Source organism: Natronococcus sp. CG52 (assembly GCF_023913515.1).
In the GTDB taxonomy this organism is placed as follows: domain Archaea; phylum Halobacteriota; class Halobacteria; order Halobacteriales; family Natrialbaceae; genus Natronococcus; species Natronococcus zhouii.
Genome location: NZ_CP099391.1, coordinates 3,615,399 through 3,636,095, shown reverse-complemented (window position 1 = coordinate 3,636,095; position 20,697 = coordinate 3,615,399). Strand labels below are relative to the sequence as shown.

The following is a 20,697-nucleotide window of genomic DNA, read 5'->3' as shown; positions in this document are numbered from 1 at the left end:
CAGGTTGACGGTCGGTTTCAGGTGGTCGTGCGCTGAACAGACGGGTTGTAGTACCAGCTCAAACGGTTCACACACCGATCGCACAGCCGTCGTACGATCGGGTGTGCACCGGCTTTCAGCGGCTACTATGTCGGCCGCGACTCGAGTCGCTGATCGGCCGTTTCCTCTGGACTCCGTCGAGAACGAGTGTCGCCACTGGGCGAGTAACGATCAGAAAACGATACCTCCGCCGGATCGCCTCAGAGCCGTTCGACGTTGTCCGCGCGCGGGCCCTTATCGGCTTCGACGATGTCGAACTCGACCTCCTGACCCTCCTCGAGGTCAGGGCCGCCGACATCTTCCATGTGGAAGAACACGTCCTCGTCCGCGTCCTCAGTTTCGATGAATCCGTAGCCGCCAGTGTCGTTGAAGAAGTCAACCGTTCCTTTCGCCATTGCAAGTTTATAGAGCCGCGACTGAGATATAAATGTTTGGGAGGAAGGATCGTTCGGCGCTCGGAACGCCGGCTATTACCAGGACTTACAGCCGGTACAGACGAACGAACCCTCGTCGCGCCAGGCGCGCTCGGTCGTCGTCCCGCAGCGAGCACAGGTGTACGTTCCCCAGGCGTAGGTCGATAGTGCCGTCCCGTCGTCCGATTCAGCCGCGCTCGAGCCGGTCGGATCCCCGTCGGCATCCGACTCGTCGATGTCTACCTCACCGGGAGTCGTCTCGCCCGTCGCTCGCTCGTCGTCCGCTCCGTCCGCCGCAGATTCGAAATCGGAGAGCGTCGCGTCGTCGGTCACGTGCTGTCGTACGAATGCGAACGGCTTAATCGCTCTGCTGTAGCCACTTCCGCGATCGCCAATCCGTCCGTCCTCCGGTCGGACCGGCACCCCCAAGTACCACCGGTGACAATTCCCACGCATGGAATCCGCCGTAGTGCTGAACGTCATCGCGGACAACATTCGGGAGATGAACGAACTCTTCACCGACGTCGCGGTGGGAGAGGGACTCGCGCCCCTGCTCGTCCTCGTCGGCACGCTGCTCATCGTCTTCTCGCTCGGCGTCTTCGGCGCGTTGACCCTCGGTGCCGTCGGCAGCCTCTTTACGTCGGACTAACCGCTCGGTGATTGCTCGACGCGCTCGATCGCGTCGCTCGCTCGCTCGATCGCGTCCTCGAGATCCGGCCCCAGCGGCGAGCCGACGACAAGTCCGTCGACGTGCTCGAGCGCCGCGTCGAACCGTTCTGCGACCGTTTCGGTCGTCCCGGCGATACAGAAGGCGTCGATCATCGCAGGCGTGACCTCGTCGAACGCCGCCTGCAGGTCACCCTGCTCGACGGCCTCGCTGACCGCACTCGCCGCGTCGCGGTCGATATCGTGACGCTCGAGCACCGGTTCGGCCGCGCCGCCGACGATGAACGCGACGGGAGGACGGGCCGCCTCGCGGGCCGCGTCCTCGTCCGCAGCGACGCTAACGCTGGCGAAGGCAAGCGCCTCGAACGCGCCGTCTCGCGGGTCGCTGCGCTCCTCGAGTCCCCTCTCGAGTTGCCCGGCGGCCCATTCGAGGTCGTCCGGATGGGCCGCGTTGATCAGCACGCCGTCGGCGTGTTTCGCGCTCATGCGGAGCATGTGCGGGCCCTGCGCGCCGACGTAGACGGGAATTTCTCGGTCGTCGAAGTTGAGCGAGGCGTCCCGCGCGGTGAACGTTCCCTCGTGAGTCACCGTCTCGCCGGCCCACAGATCGCGAGCGACGTCGAACGTCTCGAGAACTCGTCGGAGCGGACGCTCGTGCTCGTATCCGAGGTTCGCGAGCGAGGAGCGATCGCCCGCGCCGACGCCGAAGACCCCGCGGCCGTCGCTGACCTCGTCGATCGTCGCCGTCCGGCTCGCGAGCTTCACCGGATGGCTGTCGTACGGGTTGACGACCCCCGGCCCGAGCCGGATCGAGTCGGTCGCGTCGGCCATCCGCGAGAGCGCGACGAACGGATCCCGGTTGAAGTAGTGGCTGCTCGCGAACGCGACGTCGAACCCCTCCGTCTCGGCCAATGCCGCGAGTTCACCCATCCGATCCGGCGGGTGTTCGGGCGTGAGTTCGATCCCCCAGGTCGTTCCGTCGCCGAGCGGCGGCGTCGCGTCGCTCACCGTTCGAACCCCCACTCTCGCAGGGCCTGGCGAATCAGGTCGTCCTCGACGTCCCTGAACAGTTCGTCGCTGCCCTCGAGGTTGCCGAACTCCCAGTCGCGGACGACGACGGCGGGCGTCCCGCCGGCGGCCTCGCCGGTCACGAGGTTCGCGGCGGCGGCGAGTTCGTCGACGACCGACTGGACGGTGACGCCGAGTTCGTGTCCGTCGCGGTCGAGTTCGCCGCGCCAGTCCCGGCTCGCGGGCATCCCGGCCCACCCGAGCGCGACGCCGCGCTGACCGTGGCGGAACGGCCGCCCGCAGGTGTCCGTGACGATCACCGCGACGTCCTCGTGGCCGCGCGCAGCGAGTCCGTCGCGGATCCGCTCGGCGCTCTCGGCCGGCTTTCGCGGGAGCAACAGAACGTCGTGATCCGGCACGTTCGAGCGGTCGATCCCCGCGTTGACGCAGATGTGACCGAAGCGCGTCTCGGTGAGCATGAACGGGCAGTCGATCAGCAACTCGGTGCTCTCCTCGAGCACCGCCTGTGCGAATCTGGGATCTTTCTCCTCGCCGGCGACCTCGCCGATCCGCTCGGCGATCTCCTTGGCGCGGCCGCTGACGGGGTAGTCCTCGAGGTTCGCCGTCCGCCCCTCGGCCTTCGAGACGATCGTACTCGCGACCGTGAGCACGTCGCCGGCCTCGAGATCGGCCCGATCCGTGACGAGCGCGGCGATGTCGTCGCCGGGCCGGATCTCGGGCAGGTCCGGCACTGCGTGCAGTTCCATACCGGAGGGTGGGCAAGCGGCGCCAAAAGCGCACCGTCACCGGAGCATTCGGCCGCCCCCTCTACCGTGCTCACTCGGTCAGCGTCTCGACGGCGACATCGCCGTTGTCGACGGTCGCGACGAGCATCGTCTCGCGGTCGGCAGGGTTCGCGCCGGTCGCACTACCCGGGTCGAGCACCCGAACTCCGTCCACCGTCGTGTCGACCACCTCGTGGGTGTGGCCCGCGACGGCGATCGCATCCGATCCTGCTTGCTCGCGGGCAGTCTCTACCACTCGCTGGTACCACCCTACAGGTGAGCCAGTTCCGTGGGTGGCGACGAACGTCGTTTTTCCCGCCTCGAGGGTCGCCACTGATGGCACCTCGAGGCTCGCGGGATCCGCGTTTCCGCTCACGCTCGTCAGTTCTCCCTCGGCGAGATCGACGATCCGATCGTAGGCCCGTTTCGAGTCGAAATCACCTGCGTGAATCGTGTGGTCGGCCCGTCCGATTCTGTCCTCGACCCAGTCGGGGACGCCGGTCGCTCGAGACGGGACGTGTGTGTGTCTGCGACGATGGCGATACGCGGCATGGACGGACGTACTTCGTGCAGTCCCGAAAGCGATTCCCTCCCCCCGGTCGTTCGCGTTCGTATGAGCGAGTCATCGAACGGCGAGGGCACTGGAACCCACGTCGTCACTGCGTTTCTCCGCAACGGGGGCAAAATCCTCCTGTTGCGCCGCAGCGACGCTGTCGGCACCTACACGGGGCAGTGGGGCGGCGTCTCCGGCTTCGCGGAGGCTGAACCCGAGGAACAGGTCTGGACCGAAATCCGTGAGGAAACCGGCCTCGAGGACGACGTTTCGCCCGTCCGGTCGGGCCGTCCCGTCGAGTTTACGGATCCGGACCTCGAGCGCGAGTGGGTCGTCCACCCCTCCCTCTTCGACTGCGGGGACCCCGACGTCGAACTGAGCGAGGAACACGACGCGTTCGAATGGGTTCCGCCGACCGAAATTATCGATCCCGAATCGGATCGCGAGACGGTGCCGAAGCTGTGGACCGCCTACGAGCGGGTCGCGCCGACGGTGCGCTCGATCGCCGCCGACGACGAACACGGCGCCGCGTCCCTGTCGATCCGCGCGCTCGAGGTGTTGCGCGACCGTGCGGGATTGCTGGTCGCGGAACGAGCCGAGAGCGAGGCGACGCCGTCGCCTCGGAACGGCGAACGGGGGATCCGTGAGCAGGGTGACGACCCGGAGGGTGAGCGCGACGAACTCGCCGAACTCGCGGGCCGTCTGCTCGAGGCTCGGCCCTCGATGGCCGTTCTCCGAAACCGGGTGAACCGGGCGATGGCCGAGGCGGACGAGTACAGCACGGACGACGCGGTCGACGCGTCTGCGATCCTCGAGTCGACGCTCGCGGGGATCGACCGCGCGCTCGAGGCCGACGCCGAGGCCGCGGCGACCGCAGCTGACCTGATCGACGGCCCGGTCGCGACACTTTCGCGGTCGGGAACCGTCCTCGAGGCGCTTCGCGGCGGCGACCCGACTCGAGCGTTCGTCAGCGAGTCCCGACCGGCTCGAGAGGGTGTCGCCGTCGCCGAGGAATTGGCCGACGACCTTGCCGTAACCGTGCACACCGACGCGGCCGCCGCACACGTTCTCGCGAGCGAGGACGTCGACCGAGTCGTCGTCGGCGCGGACGCGATCCGTCCGGACGGCGCCGTCGTGAACAAGACCGGCACGCGAGCGCTCGCGATCGCCGCCGCCCGGGAAGGCGTGCCGGTGACGGTCGTCGCGGCCACGGACAAGATCTCGACCCGCGAGGAGGTGAACCTCGAGTCCGGCAACCGATCGGCGGTGTACGACGGCGACGCCGCAATCGACGTGGTCAATCCGACGTTCGACGTGACGCCCGCCGACTGCGTGGACGAAGTCGCCACCGAGCGCGGGCGGCTCGAGTCCGGGGACGTCGCCGACGTGGCCGAGGAGTTGCGCGAACTCGAAGCGTGGCGAGACGCGTAGCGGCGCCACCGGCCGACACATAACGTTTTTGCTGACTGATAGAAACGATACCGTATGCCGGGAGCACGCATTCAGCGCGGCGAGCGGGTGACGCTGCGGACGCTCGAGGACGAGGATCTGCCGTTTCTCCAGCGGGCCTACGCGAATCCCGAACTTCGCTACCCGCTCGGGGCGCCGCTGCAGAACCGGGACCAACTCGAGGCGTGGCTCGAGGACGACGACGCGGATCGGTTCCTCGTCTGTCTCGACGAAGACGACGCGGACGACGGCACTCTCGACGAGGGATCGACTCGCCGGATCGGCGCGGTTACCGTCGAAGACGCCGCCTGGCGACGGCCCGATCTCACGTACTGGCTCCTCCCCGACGTTCACGGCGAGGGGTACGGTCGGGAAGCAGTCTCTCAGCTGATCGACTACGTCTTCCGGACGTACGACGTGCCCGGGGTCGGCGCGGTGGCGTACGACTTCAACGACGCGTCTCGAGGGTTGCTCGAGTCGCTCGGCTTCACGGAGGAGGGCCGGATCCGCAAGGATCGGTTCGTCGACGGGAACTACCGCGATACGATCCGGTACGGGCTACTGCGCGAGAAGTGGCGAGTCGAACGCGATCGGTAGCTCATCGAGGCTCGTTTGCGGCGAGTTTCGGTGAACTCGAGCGGTTCGTGGGGTTTTTGCGTGTGACGAGCGTAGCCCGAACGTGGCGGCCGTGACGAAGTGTTACCCCCTCCGAGCCCCTTGTGACGAGGGATTTTCTCCGAGCCGCCTTTCATGCAAACGTTGAACCTCGAGTCGTTCGTAGCGCCAGCCATGCAGTTCGAACTCGAGCGACTCGGCGTCCACGACTCCGTCGAGGCGGTGTTCCCGCCGTCGGAACTCGCGGACTTCCTCTCAGATCTGCCCGTCGACGTCGCCGTCGTTGGCGACGACGAAATCACCGACTGCGACGCGGTCGTCACCCTCGAGCACCGCGACGCCTTCCTCGAGTGCGAGTGGATCCACTCGATCCAGGCGGGCGTCGACCGCTTCCCGTTCGACGAACTCGAGGCACGCGACGTGATCCTCACGAACAGCACCGGGATCCACGACCGCACGGTGGGAGAAACGGTCGCCGGCTACCTGCTCGCGTTCGCCCGTCGGCTCCACGTCCACGTCGCCGACCAGCAGGAGCGCCGGTGGGACCGCCCCGAGTGGGACGAGGCGTTCACGCTGCCCGGAACGACGGCCTGCGTCGTCGGGACGGGAACGCTCGGCAGGGGCGTTGCCGACGTGGTCGGCGCGCTCGGCGTTCGGGTGACCGGCGTTCGCCGGAGCGGCGAGTCGGTCCCCGGCTTCGAAGAGATCTACGCGAACGACGACCTCCACGAAGCGATCTCCGAGGCTGACTTCGTGATCGTCACGCTGCCGCTGACCGACGAGACCCACCATCTCTTCGACGCCGACGCGTTCGACGCGCTGGCCGAGGACGCCTACTTCGTCAACGTCGGCCGCGGCTCCGTCGTCGACGAGTCTGCGCTGACCGACGCCCTCGAGGCCGGGACGATCGAGGGTGCGGCGCTCGACGTCTTCGAGGCCGAACCGCTCCCCGAGGGGTCGCCGCTGTGGGAGATGGACGAGGTGATCGTCACGCCCCACTGCGCGGCCTACACGCGGGACTACTTCCGGGACGTCGGCGAGATCGTCCGCGAGAACGCCGACCGACTCGCGGGCGACGAGCAGTTCCACAATCGGGTCGTGTGAGCGTGACGGACGTGCGGGTTCGGGAGGCGACACCGACGGACGCCGACGCGATCGCCGCCGTCCACGCTGCGGCGATCCGGGAACTCGGGAGCGGCGACTACGACGACCGGCAGCGACGGGCGTGGCTCGCGAACGTCCATCCGGAGCGCTATCCGATCGAGGAGACCGACGCCGGCATCCACGTGCTCGTCGCCGAACGCGACGATCGACTCGTCGGCTTCGGCTGGCTCGATCGTAACTCGAGCGGCCGCGACGAGTCGGTCGGCGAAATCGTGGCCGTTTACGTCCGCCCCGACGCCGTTCGCGAGGGGGTCGGCCGCGAGATCCTCGAGCGTCTCGAGGGAGTCGCCCGCGACGCGGGACTCGAATCGATCGTCCTCGTCGCGTCGAAACACGCGATCGACTTCTACCGTCGCCAGGGGTACGAGGGGGACGAGACGGTCGTGCTCGAGATGACCGACGACGTGTCGCTCGCGGCGCTCCGAATGCGGAAACGACTGTCGTCCCCGTAACTCGAAATCGGTTTTGCGGCGTTCGCCCGCGACGGAAAGCCGACCGGTTCGCGTAAAGCGGCGAGATATTCCGCAATCGGTTGATTGTCACGGCGGAACGGAATAGCGCCGGGTGCGTTCATCGCTCGAGAGCGGGACGGCTGTGAGGTAACCGACTCGAGCGATGCGTCTCACTATGCCACCGGAACACACTCCAGCGGAGTCCGAACCGGCGTCCGAGTCCCGTTCAGAGTCGACCACCGCGCGACGCCGCCTCCTCGACCGCCGTCGGTTCCTGATGGCATCGGGAACGCTCGCCGGCGTCGCGATCGCGGGCCGCTCGAGTACGGCCTCGAGCGACGAGTCCGATCCGCCGCCGGACCTGCGCCCCGGCGAGGAACCGGAGTCGTTCGAGGAGCGCTACCCCGGACTGCGGGTCATGACCCACGATCCCGAGAACGCGGAGGCGGCCGACCGCGAGACGTACACGAAAGCCACGACGCCGACGTCGGAGCATTACGTCCGTAACCACTACCCGACGCCGGCGATCGACGCCGACGAGTGGACGATCGAACTCCGCGGACTCGGCCTCGAGGACTGCCTCGAACTCGATACGCGGACCCTCCGCGAGGAGTTCTCGACGGAGTCGGTCGCCCACACGATGCAGTGCTCCGGCAACGGCCGCGCCGATTTCGAACCCGAGGTCGACGGCGTCCCCTGGACGGTCGGCGCCGTCGGCACGACCGTCTGGACGGGCGCGCCACTCCGGGAGGTGCTCGAGGGCGCCGGCGCGGAGACGCACAACGGGACGTGGCTCGTGGTCGCCGGCGGCGAGCACCCCGAGGACGAGGACGTCTTCGCCCGCTCGCTGCCCGTGGAGAAGGTCCTCGAGGACTGCATCCTCGCCTACGAGATGGACGGCGAGCCGCTGACGCCGGACCACGGCTACCCCGTCCGACTCGTCGTCCCCGGCTGGTTCGGCAACAACTGCGTGAAGTGGGTCGCCGAACTCGAGGTGACGGAGAAGATGCACGCGGGCGAGGCGTGGGCCGACTACGTCGAGTGGCAACACGAGTCCTACCGGATGCTCGCCGCGGACCAGGAGCCCAGCGAACGCGAGTCGATCGACGAGTTCGATACCCGGGCGCAGATGGACGCCGAGGCGGCCGGCGAGATCGATTACGCGCCGTATCTCTACGATCAACTCGTCAAGTCGCTCGTCGGATATCCCGGCGAGAACGCGACGCTCGAGCCTCGAGAACAGGACGGACGGATCGAGATCGTCGGCGTCGCGTGGGCGGGCGACGACCGGGCCGAGCGAGTCGAGATCTCCGTCGACGGCGGCGAGACGTGGGCCGACGCCGACTTCTTCGGCCAGGATCTCGGACCCTACGGCTGGCGACAGTTCCGCTACTGCTGGGACGCCGAACCGGGAGAGTATACGATCGTCTCTCGAGCGACGGACGAACACGGCCGCAACCAGCCCAGGACCGTCGCAGACGCCGAGGAGGGGCTACTCACGATCGAAGACGATCGGTTCCCGTGGAATCAGGACGGTTACGGGAACAATGCTTACCTCCCCCACGGCGTGGACGTGACGGTCGTCGACGACGGCTGCGAGTAGTCAGCCGCCCGGTCGGTGTTCCGTTCAGGGCAAGCAGTTAACAGTAGATAGTAGCAGGGTTTCTTCTTTCAGAATCGCGTGCGAAACTCGCGTTACGTGTAGGCCAAATAGTGAACGGTCGAAGGTTGATTATTCAGGAACCATCTACTGGTCAACTTCTTCGTGCACCGACTCACCTTTCCCGGGCTTCGATTCCCATTCCCACTCATCTTCAACCCTAATACGACCATCGTCGAGAAGCTCAACGTCACCGATGGAGTGGCCGGTGGCGGTTTCGTTTTCTGTGTTTATTTGGGTGTATCGGATATCCCACTGTTTCCCATCGAAGGTTCCAACCAAATGTCCGTCCACAACACTGCCACCAGAATAGTTCGCGTATATTCGTTCGCCGTTCTGCTCGAAGTGAAAGACGGTATCTGCATCCACTTCTCCGCCTTCATCATTTGCGACGCCAGCAAGTGTCCGTCCATCCAGTGAAATCTCGTCTGTCATACGCTACCCGTATCAACTCAGCCGATAATACTTCCGGTGTTCCATTCGCACTCTCTACGTAACGGCTGCTTGATCAAACCGCGACCGAAAATATTGCGGCTTCCATTCCGGTACGTTACTCGCTTTTCGTCCGTTCGTCGCGCACCTCGAGCACCTCGAGTTCGATCTCGACGGGGACGCCGGCGAGCTCGTGGTTGAAGTCGACGATGGCGGTCTCGTTGCCGACGTCGGTCACCCAGCCGGTCTTCCCGTCGTCGGTGTGGACCGGCGTCTCGGGCTCGAGCGAGCCCTCGGCACCGGAGTCGTCGATTTCGTCGACCGGAATCTCGACGACCTGGCTCCCGTCGTGCTCGCCGAAGGCCTCGTCGGGTTCGAGTCGCATCGTCGTCTCCACGGGCAACGCGTCGGGGTCGGCCTCGAGGTCGAGCAGCGCGGTCTCGACGCCGGGCAGGACCTCGCCCTCGCCGACGCGAATCTGGAGGGGTTTGTAATCTCGATCGTCGTGGTAGATGCCGCTCTCCCTCGCGAGGTCGACGTCGGTGGTGTCGAACGGCTCCCCCACCTCGTCGCCGTCGACGATGCGTCCGGTGTAGTGACAGATCGCGATTCGTCCGGGTTCGACCATGGCTGGAGTGAGCACGGACGGACCCAAGAAGGCACTGCAGGCTACCAGTCGGTGAAACGGCCGAGCGTACGAACGACCGAGTGTGAGAACGGCCGAGCGCACGGCTCGAGTACCACGAGAGCCGTGCAACTCGGGGGAGGGCAGGCGGCTGCCCCGGGACTCGCCGCGAGCGACCGTAGGGAGTGAGCGGGCCGACGACTGATGTGAGCGAGGACGAATGGACGAGCGAACGGAAGGAGGAGTGCTTTTGATCAACCTTTTGCCGAGGGACGATGCGCTCGCGACGGGAAACCCGTCGCGAGCGCAGCAGACCGCAGAGCAAAAGGTTGGTTCAGAAGAATTTGAACAGATCGTCCCGCTCGTGCTCGTGCAGGTGTTCGCGAACGGCCTCGTTCAGCGGGTCGATCTGCCCGCGCTTGGCGGTGATCGGCGCGATGGTCTCCCGCCACTGCTGCCACGGCGGTAGCAGGCCCAGCCGGTCGCAGAGTTCGTTCAGCCGCTCGTCCCTGTCGTCGACCTTGTCCATCTTGTTGACGGCGACCACGGTCGGGATCTCGAGTTCGCGCAGGAAGTGGAACATCTCGACGTCGTAGGGGATCTCGTCGGGACCGGAGTGACGGTCGATGATGTCGATGACGCTCTTGCCGTCGACGACGAGAATTCCGACGAGGACGTTGTCGGCGTACTCCTCTAAGTAGTGGACGATGTCGGTCTTGATCTGCTCGCGGCGATCCTCGTGGACGCCGCTCATGAAGCCGAAGCCCGGGAGGTCGGTGATGACGAAGTCCTCCGGGGCCCAGTCGTAGTGATTCGGCTCTCGGGTGACGCCGGGCTTGCCGCCGGTATCGAACGTGTGGCCGGTCAGCTCGCGCATGAGCGTGGACTTGCCCACGTTCGAGCGACCGACGAGGGCGACCTCCGCCTCGCGGTCGGGACGCGTATCGAACATGTGTAGCCGTAGTCGCGTCGCGGCTTATAAGTGGCGCGACGGCCGCTCGCAGCAGTCACTCGAACGGGTGACGATTTGCGATCCCGTTACCCCTGGAAGAGCGCTCCCGGCGCGTCGACCGAGATCCCAGCGATACGGCAGACGTCCCAGAGCGTCGCGCCGTTGCTCGTGACGACCGGGATCCCGAGTTCGGCCTCGAGGTCCGCCACCGCCGCGAGCGACCGGTAGTTCGTACAGGAGACGAAGACGGCGTCGACGTCGTTCTCGTCGAGGGCCGCCGCTTCGGCGGCGAGGTCGACCACCTGTCGGCGCGCGTCGGCGGCCTCGAGCGCGCCGATCTCCGCGTTCGCCTCGATTCCGCGGCCGTCGATCGCCGCGACCTCGTGACCGGCCGCCTCGAGGAACTCCCGCTCCTTCTCGTCGAGCGCGGCGGTGTAGGGCGTGGCGACGGCGACCCGTTCGGCGGAAAGCGCCTCGAGCGCCCGGCACACCGAACGGGCGGTCGCGACTGCGGGAACGCCCGCCGCGTCGGCGAGGTCGGCCTCGAGTTCGGCGTCGAACCCCGGCCCGTGGATCAGGCTGCCGGTCGTGCAGGCGTAGGCGACCGCGTCGACGTCGGCGTGGCCGAGCAGTTCCGCCGCGCGAACCGCGTCGCGGCTCATCGCGTCGAGTGCGTCGACGGTGACGGACTCGAGGGGCATCCGCGCCGCGTGGACGGTCGCCGCGTCGGGACCGTGTCGGCGAAACTCGGGTTCTGCGGTGGTGTTCGAGGAGGGAACGATCAGCCCCAGCCGCGTCCGCCCGTCGGCCGTCGGCTCATTCATCGTCCCCTCGAGCGACCTTTTCGTCGGCGCGGTCCTCCTCGAGCGCGTCCGGATCGCGGTCGTCGGGGTTGCCGTGGCCGCCGCCGCCCGGCGTTCGCACCGTAACCGTCGTTCCCGCGTCGACGTCGACCGTCGTCTTCGCGGGGACCGACTCGCCGTCGATCAGGTTCTCTCCGCGGGCGCCGGACTCGCCGCCGGCGACGCCGCTCGGCGCGTGCCGTCGGCGCTCGGTCAGCAGCGAGACGGTCGCGTCCGTCTCGACGGTGACGGTGCGCTCGAGGCCCAGACCGCCCCGGAACGCGCCCCGTCCGCCGCTGTCGGGCCGCAGCGCGTAGCGCTCGATCCGGAGGGGGTACTCCGTCTCGATCGACTCGACGGGCGTGTTGAGCGTGTTCGTCATGCCGACCTGGACGCCGTCCATCCCGTCCTTGTCGGCGCGCGCGCCGAAGCCGCCGGCGATGGTCTCGTAGTAGGTAAAGGAGCCGTCGCGGGCGCCCACCGTCAGGTTGTTCATCGTCCCCTGGCTCTGGGCGGGGACGCGGTCGGGGGCGGCGGCCGCCAGCGCGGTGAAGACGACGTCCGTGACGCGCTGGCTGGTCTCGACGTTCCCGCCGACGACGGCGGCGGGCGGGTTCGGATTCAGGAGCGACCCGTCGGGGGCGCGTACCCCGACGGGATCGTAGCAGCCGTGATTCGGCGGGATCTCGGGGTCCGTGACGCAACGGACGACGAAGTAGACGGCGCTCTTCGCGACCGCGAGGGGCGCGTTGAGATTGCCCGTAAGCTGGCCCTCTGTCCCCGCGAAGTCGACCTCGATGGCGTCGCCGTCGACGGTCACAGCGACGGTGATCTCGATATCCTCGTCCGTGATGCCGTCGCCTTCGAGGACGTCGGTCGCCTCGTAGGTGCCGTCCGGCAGCTCTCGGATCTGATCGCGCATCCGCTCGGCGGAGTAGTCGATCACGGCGTCGAACCCCTCGAGGACGGTTGCCCGGCCGTGCTCGTCGAACAGCGCGGCGAGTCGATCGGCCGCGCGGTCGTTCGCTGCGAGCTGGGCTCGGAGGTCGGCGCGGCGCTCGCGCGGGTTGCGGACGTTCGCGAGCACCAGCGCCCGGACGTCCTCTCGGATCTCGCCGCCTTCGACGAGCCGAGTGGGAGGCAATCGGAGTCCCTCCTGGTAGATTTCGCGCGCGCCGGCCGGCATGCTGCCGGGAGTCATCCCGCCGACGTCGGCGTGGTGGGCGCGCGAAACGGCGTAGCCGACGATCTCGCGGTCGGATCGGTCCTCGTCGTTCCCCGCTTCGTCTTCGGGAGCGATCGGCGACACCATCGTCACGTCCGGCAGGTGGGTGCCGCCGGCGAACGGGTCGTTGAGCACGAACACGTCGCCGGGTTCGGGATCGAACTCGCGGACGGCGTCGACCGCCTCCGGCATCGCGCCGAGGTGGACGGGGATGTGCTCGGCCTGGGCGATCATCCGCCCGTCGGCGTCGAACAGCGCCGTCGAGCAGTCCCGTCGTTCCTTGATGTTCGGCGAGTACGCCCCGCGGATCAGGGTTTGGCCCATCTCCTCGGCGACGCTCTCGAGCTGATTTCGCAGCACCTCCAGAGTCACTGGATCGATTCCGCCGTCTGTAGCGGGCTGATTCGCGTTCATCGGTCCTGATCCGCCTCCGCTTCCGTCATCACGAGCGTTCCGTCTTCGAGCACCTCGCCCGCCCACGACGGCGGAACGACGGTCGTGCTCTCCGCCTGTTCGAGAACCGCGGGCCCCGTGACGGGCGTTCCGGGATCGAGCCGGTCGCGATCGTAGACCGCCGTCTCGCGCGCGCCGTGTCCGGGGAACTGCGCCTCCCGGGTTCCGATCCGCGCGTCACCGGAACCGGCGTGGCGGACGGTCGGCGACGCACCCTCGACGGTCGCCGACGTGCGGAGGGTGACGACCTCGATACCCTCGTCCATCCGGTAGCCGTAGGCCCGCTTGTGGGCGGCGTGGAACCGCTCGCGGACTGCATCGGAATCGAACGATTCGTCGACCGGAACGGTCAGTTCGAAGCTCTGGCCGGCGTACCGGCAGTCGGCCCCGCGCTCGACCTGCGCGGTTCGAGAGTCGGAGACGTCGGAGAGCACGTTCGCGACGAGTTCGTCGTAGACGTCCTCGAGGCGTCCCGTCTCCGCGTTCGCGAGGTCGACCTGAACGGTGCGAGCGGCGTCGTAGCTCTCGTCGGCCGCCAGCAGCCCGAACGCGGAGAGGACGCCGCCGGGCCGCGGGACGACGACGCGGTCGACCTCGAGCGACTCGGCCAGCGCCCCGGCGTGCATCGGACCCGCGCCGCCGAACGCGACGAGGGCGAACTCGCGCGGGTCGTGGCCGCGCTCGACCGTTACCGATCGAACGGTCCGGGTCATCGTCGCGTTCGCGACGCGGTAGACGCCCCGCGCGGCCTCGAGAGCGCTCTCGAGGCCGGCCTCGTCCGCCAGCCGCTCGAGGGCGTCGCGGGCCGCCTCGACGTCGAGGGTCATCTCGCCGCCCAGCGCCGTCTCGGGGCCGATGTAGCCCAGCACGACGTTGGCGTCGGTCACGGTCGGCTCCGTGCCGCCGCGGCCGTAGCAAGCGGGGCCTGGGTCGGCACCCGAGGATCGGGGTCCCACTCGAAGGGCGCCGCCGGCGTCGACCCAGGCGATCGAGCCCCCGCCCGCGCCGACGGTGTTGACGTCGACCATCGGCGTGCGGATCGGCAGGCCGTCGATCTCGGCGTCGGTCGTCCGCTCGGCCTCGCCGTCCCGGACGAGGCTCACGTCGCTCGAGGTGCCGCCCATGTCGAACGTGACGAGCCCCTCGACGTCCTCGTCGCCGACGGTCGCGGCGGCGCCGACGACGCCCGCCGCGGGACCGGACAGCGTCGTCGTCACGGCGTGCTCGCGGACGGTCTCGGGGTCGGCGATCCCGCCGTTGGCCTGCATGATTCGCGGCGCGGGAATCCCCCGCTCGGTCGCCTCCTCGACCAGTCGGCCGACGTAGCGGTCGATCGCGGGTCGGACGTAGGCGTCGACGGCCGTCGTCGACGTGCGCTCGAACTCGCGGAACTCCGCGAGCACCTCGTAGGAGGCCGACACGGGGACCTCGAGTTCCTCGCGCAGGATCCCGGCGACCCGCCGTTCGTTCTCCGGGTCGGCGTAGGCGTGCAGCAGGCAGATCGCGACGCTCTCGACGTCCCGCTCCCGCAGGGTCGCCGCGAGCCCTCGGATCTCTTCGGGGTCGACCGGTCGCTCGACGCCCTCGGCGGTGGTCCGCTCGTCGACCTCGAAGCGCCGTCGTCGCGGGACGAGCGGGTCCGGCTTCTCGGCCTCGAGGTCGTACAGGTCGGGCCGGTTCTGGCGGCCGATCTCGAGCACGTCGCCGAACCCCTCGGTCGTCACGAGTGCGGTCTTCGCGCCGCCGCGCTCGAGCAGGGCGTTGACCGAGACGGTCATCGCGTGGGCGAAGGCGTCGATCTCGCCGGGGTCGATCCCGGCCCGATCGCAGGCCTTCGCGATCCCCTCGAGGACGCCGACGTGCTGGTCGGCGGTCGTGGGCACCTTCGCCGTGACGAGGCTGTCGTCGACCGACAGCGCGACGTCCGTGAAGGTACCGCCGACGTCGACGCCGATTCGCGTCCGGCTCGAGTCGTCGACCGCTCCGCCGTCCGTCCGTGCCGGTTCGGTTCGGTTTCGTGCTGTGCGTCGGTCCGTCGTCTCGTTTGCGTCGTTCATTCGAATTCAGAGGAAGATAACGTCGTAGAGCGTCTGAACGCCGATGCCGATCACGACGAGCGTGACGAGCCCGCCGAGAACGTTCTGGAGGGTGCTGTTGGTGTACTCGCCGAGCAAGTCGTCGTTGTTCATCGCGTAGACGAGGAACACGGCGAGGATCGGTAACAGGAGGCCGTTGGCCACCTGGGCGAAGACGATCACTTCGACCGGGTCGTAGTCGAGCGCCGAGAAGACGATGCCGACGCCGAGGATCGTCCCCCAGATCGCCCGGAACCGGGTCGATTTCAGGTCGCGCTCCCAGCCGAGCGCGCCGGCGGTCGCGTAGGCGCCGGCCAGCGGCGCGCTCATCGCGCTCGTGAAGCCGGCCGCGAAGAGGCCGATCGCGAAGAACGTGAGCGCGTAGCCGCCGAAGACCGGCTCGAGCTGGTCGGCCATCTCGCCGACGTCGGTGATCCCGGTTCCTTCGGGGAACACCGCGGCGGCCGTGACGACGATCGAGGTCGTGATGATACCGCCGACGACGATCATCGCGATCGTGTCGGTGCGACACTCCGCCAGATCGCTCGCTCCGTCCCAGCGCTCCTGGACGGTGCTCGCGTGCAGGAACAGGTTGTAGCCGACGACGGTGGTCCCGACGAGGCCGGCGATCAGGTACGCCGAGCCCTCGGGGACCGTCGGGACGAGCCCGCCGCCGAGCGCGCCGAGATCCGGACGGACGACGGCGGCGTTGATGATGAACGCCAGCCCCATGACGACCACGAGGCCGACGAACACCCGTTCGATCAGTTTGTAGTTTCCCGTCCACAGCAGCGCGCCGGCGACGAGTCCGATGAGCGGCCCCCAGACGTTCTCGCTGACGCCGGTGATCGTCGACAGGCCGGCAGCACCGCCGACGATGTTGCCGGTCTGGAACGCCGCCGTCCCGATTCCGATCGCGCTCACGACGAGCACGACGGTCGCCCCCTTCGCGAGCGGGTTCGAGAACTCGTCTCGAAACGCCTCGCCGAGCCCCTCCTTCGTGATCAGGCCGAGCCGCGCACTCATCTCCTGGAGGACGATCGTCGCGAGAATCGAGAACGCGATCGTCCACACGAGCAGGTACGCGTACTCCGCGCCGATGACGCTCGCAGTCGTGACGGTTCCCGGACCGACGAACGCCGCGGCGACGAGCGCCCCCGGTCCGACCGCTTTCAGCCTGTCGGTGATGCCCATGTTGACTGTCCACATACTTCGCTCTCCGAGAGCGGCATAAGGGTTGTTGAGAATCGATCATACGGTCGCGTCAGCGACCAGATCCGATCGGCCTGCGTGTGAATTCGTATGAACTCTTGTGACCGCCTGCGCTCCCGGCGATCAGTCGTTCCCCTGCTCGGCGACGATCGTCTTCGAGACGCCCCGTTCGATCTCGATCTCCGTCGGCATCGAGGCGGTACTGCGCTCGATGAAGCGGGTCATGAACCACTGAATCGCTTCCGAGGGGAAGACGACGTGGTAGACCTCGCCGGCCTCGTGGCGTACCTCGAGAAACCCGCAGAACGCGAGCCACTCGAGGAGTTCGCTGACCTCGGTGAACCGGTGTTCGTACTCGCGGGCGTGGTAGTCCGAGACGCGGTCGGCCGCCTCGACGAACGCCGGGTCGGGGTCGCCGCCGGCGTAGAGGTGCTCGAGGAAGGCGTGCAGGAAGTCCACGTCCAGCAGCACGTGCTCGCCCGAGGAGAGCATCTGGTAGTACTGCTCTAAGTTATCGCTCGGCCGTTCGCGCGCGGCCTCGAAGTTCGCGGCGTAAAACGAGAGTGCGCGGCGAACGAGTTCGCTCTGTCCCATCCCCGTCTCGGCGCCGAGCGTCTCGAGGGCCGCGTGCGCGTCGTCGTCCAGCGAGACCGTGACCCGATGTGTCATGGCGCCTGCAACGAACGCGAGAGGGGTATAGTTCACGCACGCGACCGGCCGGCGGTCGCCGCCGTGGTGACGACCGAGTTCGAACGAGCGAAACCGGCCTCCTGCACAGTGAAAGCGCCCGAAGTTATGACCCCCGGGGCCGTTATCCACCGGACGTGCGGCTGGTACAGCTGACGGTTCCGACGGGCAAGCGACAGACGATCCTCGAGACGCTCGACGATCGCGAGATCGATTACGTCGTCACCGACGAGGCGAGCAGTCGGGACTACACGGCGGTCGTGTACTTCCCGCTGCCGTCACCGGCGGTCGAACCGGTGCTCGACGAACTCCAGGAGGCGGGCGTCGACGAGGACGCGTACACGGTCGTCGTCGACGCGGAGACGGTTGTCTCTCGGCGGTTCGAGGCGCTTCGCGAGGAGTACGAGGAGGGAGACGTCGAATCCGACCGGATCTCCCGACAGGAGCTCCGGACGGAAGCGGAGTCGTTGACGCCGACGTTCGGCGTCTACTCGATCATGACGATCATCAGTTCGGTCGTCGCGACGGCGGGGCTATTGCTCGACTCACCCGCGGTCGTCGTCGGATCGATGGTGATCGCGCCGCTGATCGGTCCGGCCCTCGGCGCCAGCGTCGGCTCGGTGATCGACGAGGAGGAACTGTTCATCGAGAGCATGACCTACCAGATCATCGGAGTCGTCCTTGCGATTGGCGCTGCGGCCGCCTTCGCCTTGATGGTACGGACGACCAACATCGTCCCGCCGGGGCTCGTCCTCGCGGAGGTCGACGAGATCTCCGAACGGCTCGCGCCCGACCTGCTCTCGCTCGCGGTCGCGCTCGGCGCCGGCGTCGCGGGCATCGTCAGCATCGCGACGGGGATCTCCGTCGCGCTCGTCGGCGTCATGATCGCGGCGGCGCTGATTCCGCCCGCTGCGGCCGCGGGAATCGCGATGGCGTGGGGTCAACCCGATGCGGCCATCGGCTCGACGGTGCTCGTGTTCGTGAACGTTCTCTCGGTGAACCTCGCCGGCCTCCTGACCCTCTGGTACCTCGGCTACCGACCCGAGAACCTGTTCGCGCTCGGGGAGACGGAGCGACGCGTCCGAAAGCGGGTCGTCGGTCTCGTCGTGATCGTCCTGATCTTCTCCGCGTTTCTCGGCGCGATCACCTACACCTCCTACCAGACCGGAAGCTTCGAGGAGAACGCCCGCGAGGAGGTCGTGCTCGCCCTCGAGGAAGACGAGTTCGCCCAGTACCAGCTGCTCGAATTCGAGGTGGTGATGGACCAGGACTACCCGTTCCAGAGTCCCGAGCGGGTGGTCGTCACGATCGGCGGTCCTCCGGGTGAAATTGCGCCGGGGCTCGGCTCCGAACTCCGCGATCGGATCGAACAACACGCGGACGACCCCGTCGAAGTCGAGATCAGGTATATCGCGGTCTACGAGGAGTAGCGGCTGCGGCGCGGTCTCGCCCGAACGTGTTCCTCACCGGTTTCGAAGCCGCTCGAGGACGGACCCTCGCAGTCCGCCGTGTTCCTCGCCGGCGTCGGCGCTCGGACGCGCACGAGTCGATTCTTCGTCGTTGCCGTCGTCGCTGCGTCCGAGTCGCCGCCGGATCCACGTCCGGGGGCCCCCGATCCGATTGATGAGGTAGGTCGGAAAGTACAGCGCGAGCGCGCCGAGCGTGAAGAACCCGACGCCGGCGATGGGGCTGCCGGTGCGCGCGAACTCGACTCCAACGACGAACATCGGGCCGGCCATCGAGAGGCCCGCCGCGGTCTGAATCATCCAGAAGATTCCCGGTCCCTTCATCGTATCCCTCTCGTACGCTGTTTCACTCCTCGAACGGTAGCTCGGGCTCGTAGCCGATCGCCTCGACCGCCGCCTTGAGCACCGTCTCGACGTTCGTACCGGTCTCGACGCTCATCTCGTAGTCCGCATCGACGTCGGCGTTCCAGTGCTCGGCGCGGTCGACCTTGTTCGCGATCGTGAGCACCGGGACGTCCTCGAACCGGGCGGCGATCGCGTCCCGCAGCTCGAGCTGGGACTCGATCGGGTAGCCACACTCGGCGCTGGGGTCGAGCACGACGAGCATACAGTCGGCCAGGTGTTCGATGGCGCTGACCGCCTGGGTCTCGATCTCGTTGCGTTCCGCCGGCGGCCGGTCGAGCAGACCCGGCGTGTCGACGATCTGGTAGCGGATGTGATCCCGTTCGAAGTGGCCGAGACCGATTCCCCTCGTCGTGAACGGGTAGGAGGCGGTCTCGCCGCGGGCGTTCGTGACGTCGTTGACGAACGAGGACTTGCCGACGTTCGGGTAGCCCGCGACGACGATCGTCGGCTCGTCGGGGTTGATCTCGGGCAGGTCCCGCAGGTCGTTGCGGGACTTGTTGATGTAGATGAGTTCGTCGTCGACCTGTTCGACGATGTCCGCGAGTCGCGCGAACGCCTGCTTGCGGTGCTTGCGCGCGGTGTCGACGTCCGTCTTGCGAAGCTTCGGCTGGTACTCCTCGTGGATCTCTCGAGCCTTGCGGCTGGCCCACATCACTTCGGAGAGACTCTGGCGGAGCCGATCCACGTCGACGATCGCGTCGGCGAGTTCGTAGTAGAACGGGTGTACGTCGTCCTCGTACGCGAAGTCCGGCCACGCGGTGACCACGTTCTCGAGATTGTCCGAGATGATGTTCGCCGCGGTCTGGAGCATCGACTGCTGGGCCTCGAGGCTGTGTTTGGACCTCCCGGCCCGGGCCGCCCGCGAAAACGCCTTATCGATCAGCTCTTCCGACGTGGGCGTCGTCGGAAGGTCTTCGAAAATCATGTTCACAGATAGAACGCGCGATGGTAAAAGGTCGTTCGTTATACCGCGGGCCGTAACTGGCTGTGGAATTCGCCCGACACCGTCGATGAATCTCACTCACTGATTGACAGCCGCAGTATACACGCCGAGCGCTTATGTCCGCTCGAGACCTGGTTTCACGTATGACAAACTGGCGCGCCGTCATCATCGGCTTCCTCGTCGCGACCGTCCTCGGAATCGTCGGGCTCGCCCTGCCGGGAATCGGCCAGCTCGCCGCGGGACTGATCGGCGGCTTCGTCGCCGGCTACATCGCCGGCGGCGGTCTCGGGAGCGGGTTCTGGCACGGCCTGCTCGCCGGGGCGCTCGGCGGTATCGTGGGAGGGCTACTCCTCGCGCTCGTCGTCGGCGTCGCCGGCTGGGCGGGGGGTCCGATCGGCGGTGCGATCACCGGCATCGCCGGTCTCGGGATCTTCGCGATCGCCGTGATCGTCTCGTTCATCATGGCCCTCGAGAGCGCCGTTGCGGGAGCCATCGGCGGCGTCCTCAATCCCGGTCGACCCGACCGAACGGGTCGTCCCGCCGACCGGTACTAACCCTCGGATCGTTACTGCGCGT

General features: G+C 67.5%; 22 protein-coding genes and 1 pseudogene. 8 read left to right on the top strand and 15 right to left on the bottom strand.

Annotated elements, in window-relative coordinates; translation table 11 throughout:
• Positions 1-239: 239 nt before the first annotated feature.
• The gene (locus NED97_RS18270; protein WP_252488445.1) at positions 240-434 is read right to left on the bottom strand and encodes a cold-shock protein; all 195 of its coding nucleotides are present in this window, start codon (positions 432-434) and stop codon (positions 240-242) included.
• Between the two features lie 75 nt (positions 435-509).
• Positions 510-785: a DUF7573 domain-containing protein gene (locus tag NED97_RS18265; protein ID WP_252488444.1), complete on the bottom strand. Its 276-nt coding sequence runs from the start codon at positions 783-785 to the stop codon at positions 510-512.
• 121 nt (positions 786-906) lie between these two features.
• Between NED97_RS18265 and NED97_RS18260 the strand changes: the two genes are divergently transcribed.
• Complete coding sequence (locus NED97_RS18260) at positions 907-1,101, top strand: hypothetical protein (protein WP_252488443.1); 195 nt, start codon at positions 907-909, stop codon at positions 1,099-1,101.
• Here the strand turns inward: NED97_RS18260 and NED97_RS18255 are convergent.
• The 3 genes and pseudogenes from NED97_RS18255 to NED97_RS18245 all read right to left on the bottom strand — a co-directional run bounded on the left by NED97_RS18255 (position 1,098) and on the right by NED97_RS18245 (position 3,463).
• Entirely contained in the window at positions 1,098-2,048 is a 951-nt protein-coding gene (locus tag NED97_RS18255) for a 5,10-methylenetetrahydromethanopterin reductase (protein ID WP_252490652.1), read from the bottom strand. The genes NED97_RS18260 and NED97_RS18255 overlap by 4 nt on opposite strands.
• A 74-nt stretch (positions 2,049-2,122) precedes the next feature.
• The gene (locus tag NED97_RS18250) at positions 2,123-2,893 is read right to left on the bottom strand and encodes a coenzyme F420-0:L-glutamate ligase (protein WP_252488442.1); all 771 of its coding nucleotides are present in this window, start codon (positions 2,891-2,893) and stop codon (positions 2,123-2,125) included.
• 70 nt (positions 2,894-2,963) lie between these two features.
• A pseudogene (locus NED97_RS18245) lies at positions 2,964-3,463 on the bottom strand (metallophosphoesterase family protein).
• A gap of 61 nt (positions 3,464-3,524) precedes the next feature.
• Here NED97_RS18245 and NED97_RS18240 point away from each other — a divergent pair.
• From NED97_RS18240 to NED97_RS18220, 5 genes are all read left to right on the top strand, one after another.
• Positions 3,525-4,895 carry an NUDIX domain-containing protein gene (locus NED97_RS18240; protein WP_252488441.1) on the top strand — a complete coding sequence of 457 codons (1,371 nt, stop codon included), beginning with the start codon at positions 3,525-3,527 and terminating at the stop codon, positions 4,893-4,895.
• A gap of 54 nt (positions 4,896-4,949) precedes the next feature.
• Positions 4,950-5,510 carry a GNAT family N-acetyltransferase gene (locus NED97_RS18235; protein ID WP_252488440.1) on the top strand — a complete coding sequence of 187 codons (561 nt, stop codon included), beginning with the start codon at positions 4,950-4,952 and terminating at the stop codon, positions 5,508-5,510.
• A gap of 192 nt (positions 5,511-5,702) precedes the next feature.
• Positions 5,703-6,632: a D-2-hydroxyacid dehydrogenase gene (gene ddh / locus NED97_RS18230; protein ID WP_252488439.1), complete on the top strand. Its 930-nt coding sequence runs from the start codon at positions 5,703-5,705 to the stop codon at positions 6,630-6,632.
• Positions 6,629-7,144 (top strand): GNAT family N-acetyltransferase, encoded by a 516-nt coding sequence (locus NED97_RS18225; protein ID WP_252488438.1) that lies wholly within the window; start codon positions 6,629-6,631, stop codon positions 7,142-7,144. Before ddh ends, NED97_RS18225 begins: the two co-directional genes overlap by 4 nt.
• Positions 7,145-7,421: 277 nt before the next feature.
• Entirely contained in the window at positions 7,422-8,747 is a 1,326-nt protein-coding gene (locus NED97_RS18220; RefSeq protein ID WP_252488437.1) for a sulfite oxidase, read from the top strand.
• 144 nt (positions 8,748-8,891) lie between these two features.
• Here the strand turns inward: NED97_RS18220 and NED97_RS18215 are convergent, their stop codons facing one another.
• From NED97_RS18215 to NED97_RS18180, 8 genes are all read right to left on the bottom strand, one after another.
• Entirely contained in the window at positions 8,892-9,239 is a 348-nt protein-coding gene (locus NED97_RS18215) for a hypothetical protein (RefSeq protein WP_252488436.1), read from the bottom strand.
• Positions 9,240-9,354: 115 nt separating this feature from the next.
• The gene (locus tag NED97_RS18210) at positions 9,355-9,864 is read right to left on the bottom strand and encodes an FKBP-type peptidyl-prolyl cis-trans isomerase (RefSeq protein ID WP_252488435.1); all 510 of its coding nucleotides are present in this window, start codon (positions 9,862-9,864) and stop codon (positions 9,355-9,357) included.
• Between the two features lie 331 nt (positions 9,865-10,195).
• Positions 10,196-10,813 carry a GTP-binding protein EngB gene (engB, locus tag NED97_RS18205; protein ID WP_252488434.1) on the bottom strand — a complete coding sequence of 206 codons (618 nt, stop codon included), beginning with the start codon at positions 10,811-10,813 and terminating at the stop codon, positions 10,196-10,198.
• A gap of 86 nt (positions 10,814-10,899) precedes the next feature.
• The gene (locus tag NED97_RS18200) at positions 10,900-11,637 is read right to left on the bottom strand and encodes a maleate cis-trans isomerase family protein (RefSeq protein WP_252488433.1); all 738 of its coding nucleotides are present in this window, start codon (positions 11,635-11,637) and stop codon (positions 10,900-10,902) included.
• Positions 11,630-13,294, bottom strand: a complete 1,665-nt coding sequence (locus tag NED97_RS18195; RefSeq protein WP_252488432.1) for a hydantoinase B/oxoprolinase family protein — start codon at positions 13,292-13,294, stop codon at positions 11,630-11,632. Before NED97_RS18195 ends, NED97_RS18200 begins: the two co-directional genes overlap by 8 nt.
• Entirely contained in the window at positions 13,291-15,390 is a 2,100-nt protein-coding gene (locus NED97_RS18190) for a hydantoinase/oxoprolinase family protein (protein WP_252488431.1), read from the bottom strand. Before NED97_RS18190 ends, NED97_RS18195 begins: the two co-directional genes overlap by 4 nt.
• Before the next feature lie 6 nt (positions 15,391-15,396).
• Positions 15,397-16,602 carry an Nramp family divalent metal transporter gene (locus NED97_RS18185; protein ID WP_252490651.1) on the bottom strand — a complete coding sequence of 402 codons (1,206 nt, stop codon included), beginning with the start codon at positions 16,600-16,602 and terminating at the stop codon, positions 15,397-15,399.
• 141 nt (positions 16,603-16,743) lie between these two features.
• Positions 16,744-17,289, bottom strand: a complete 546-nt coding sequence (locus tag NED97_RS18180) for a ribbon-helix-helix protein, CopG family (protein WP_252488430.1) — start codon at positions 17,287-17,289, stop codon at positions 16,744-16,746.
• A gap of 155 nt (positions 17,290-17,444) precedes the next feature.
• Here NED97_RS18180 and NED97_RS18175 point away from each other — a divergent pair, with 155 nt between their 5' ends.
• Positions 17,445-18,737 (top strand): TIGR00341 family protein, encoded by a 1,293-nt coding sequence (locus tag NED97_RS18175; protein WP_252488429.1) that lies wholly within the window; start codon positions 17,445-17,447, stop codon positions 18,735-18,737.
• A gap of 33 nt (positions 18,738-18,770) precedes the next feature.
• On the opposite strand, the gene NED97_RS18170 is transcribed toward NED97_RS18175, so the two are convergent.
• Together NED97_RS18170 and NED97_RS18165 are read right to left on the bottom strand one after the other, a co-directional pair.
• Positions 18,771-19,097 carry a hypothetical protein gene (locus NED97_RS18170; RefSeq protein WP_252488428.1) on the bottom strand — a complete coding sequence of 109 codons (327 nt, stop codon included), beginning with the start codon at positions 19,095-19,097 and terminating at the stop codon, positions 18,771-18,773.
• 22 nt (positions 19,098-19,119) lie between these two features.
• Entirely contained in the window at positions 19,120-20,103 is a 984-nt protein-coding gene (locus tag NED97_RS18165) for an NOG1 family protein (RefSeq protein ID WP_252488427.1), read from the bottom strand.
• 161 nt (positions 20,104-20,264) lie between these two features.
• Between NED97_RS18165 and NED97_RS18160 the strand changes: the two genes are divergently transcribed.
• Positions 20,265-20,675 (top strand): DUF5518 domain-containing protein, encoded by a 411-nt coding sequence (locus tag NED97_RS18160; protein WP_252488426.1) that lies wholly within the window; start codon positions 20,265-20,267, stop codon positions 20,673-20,675.
• Positions 20,676-20,697 lie beyond the last annotated feature (22 nt).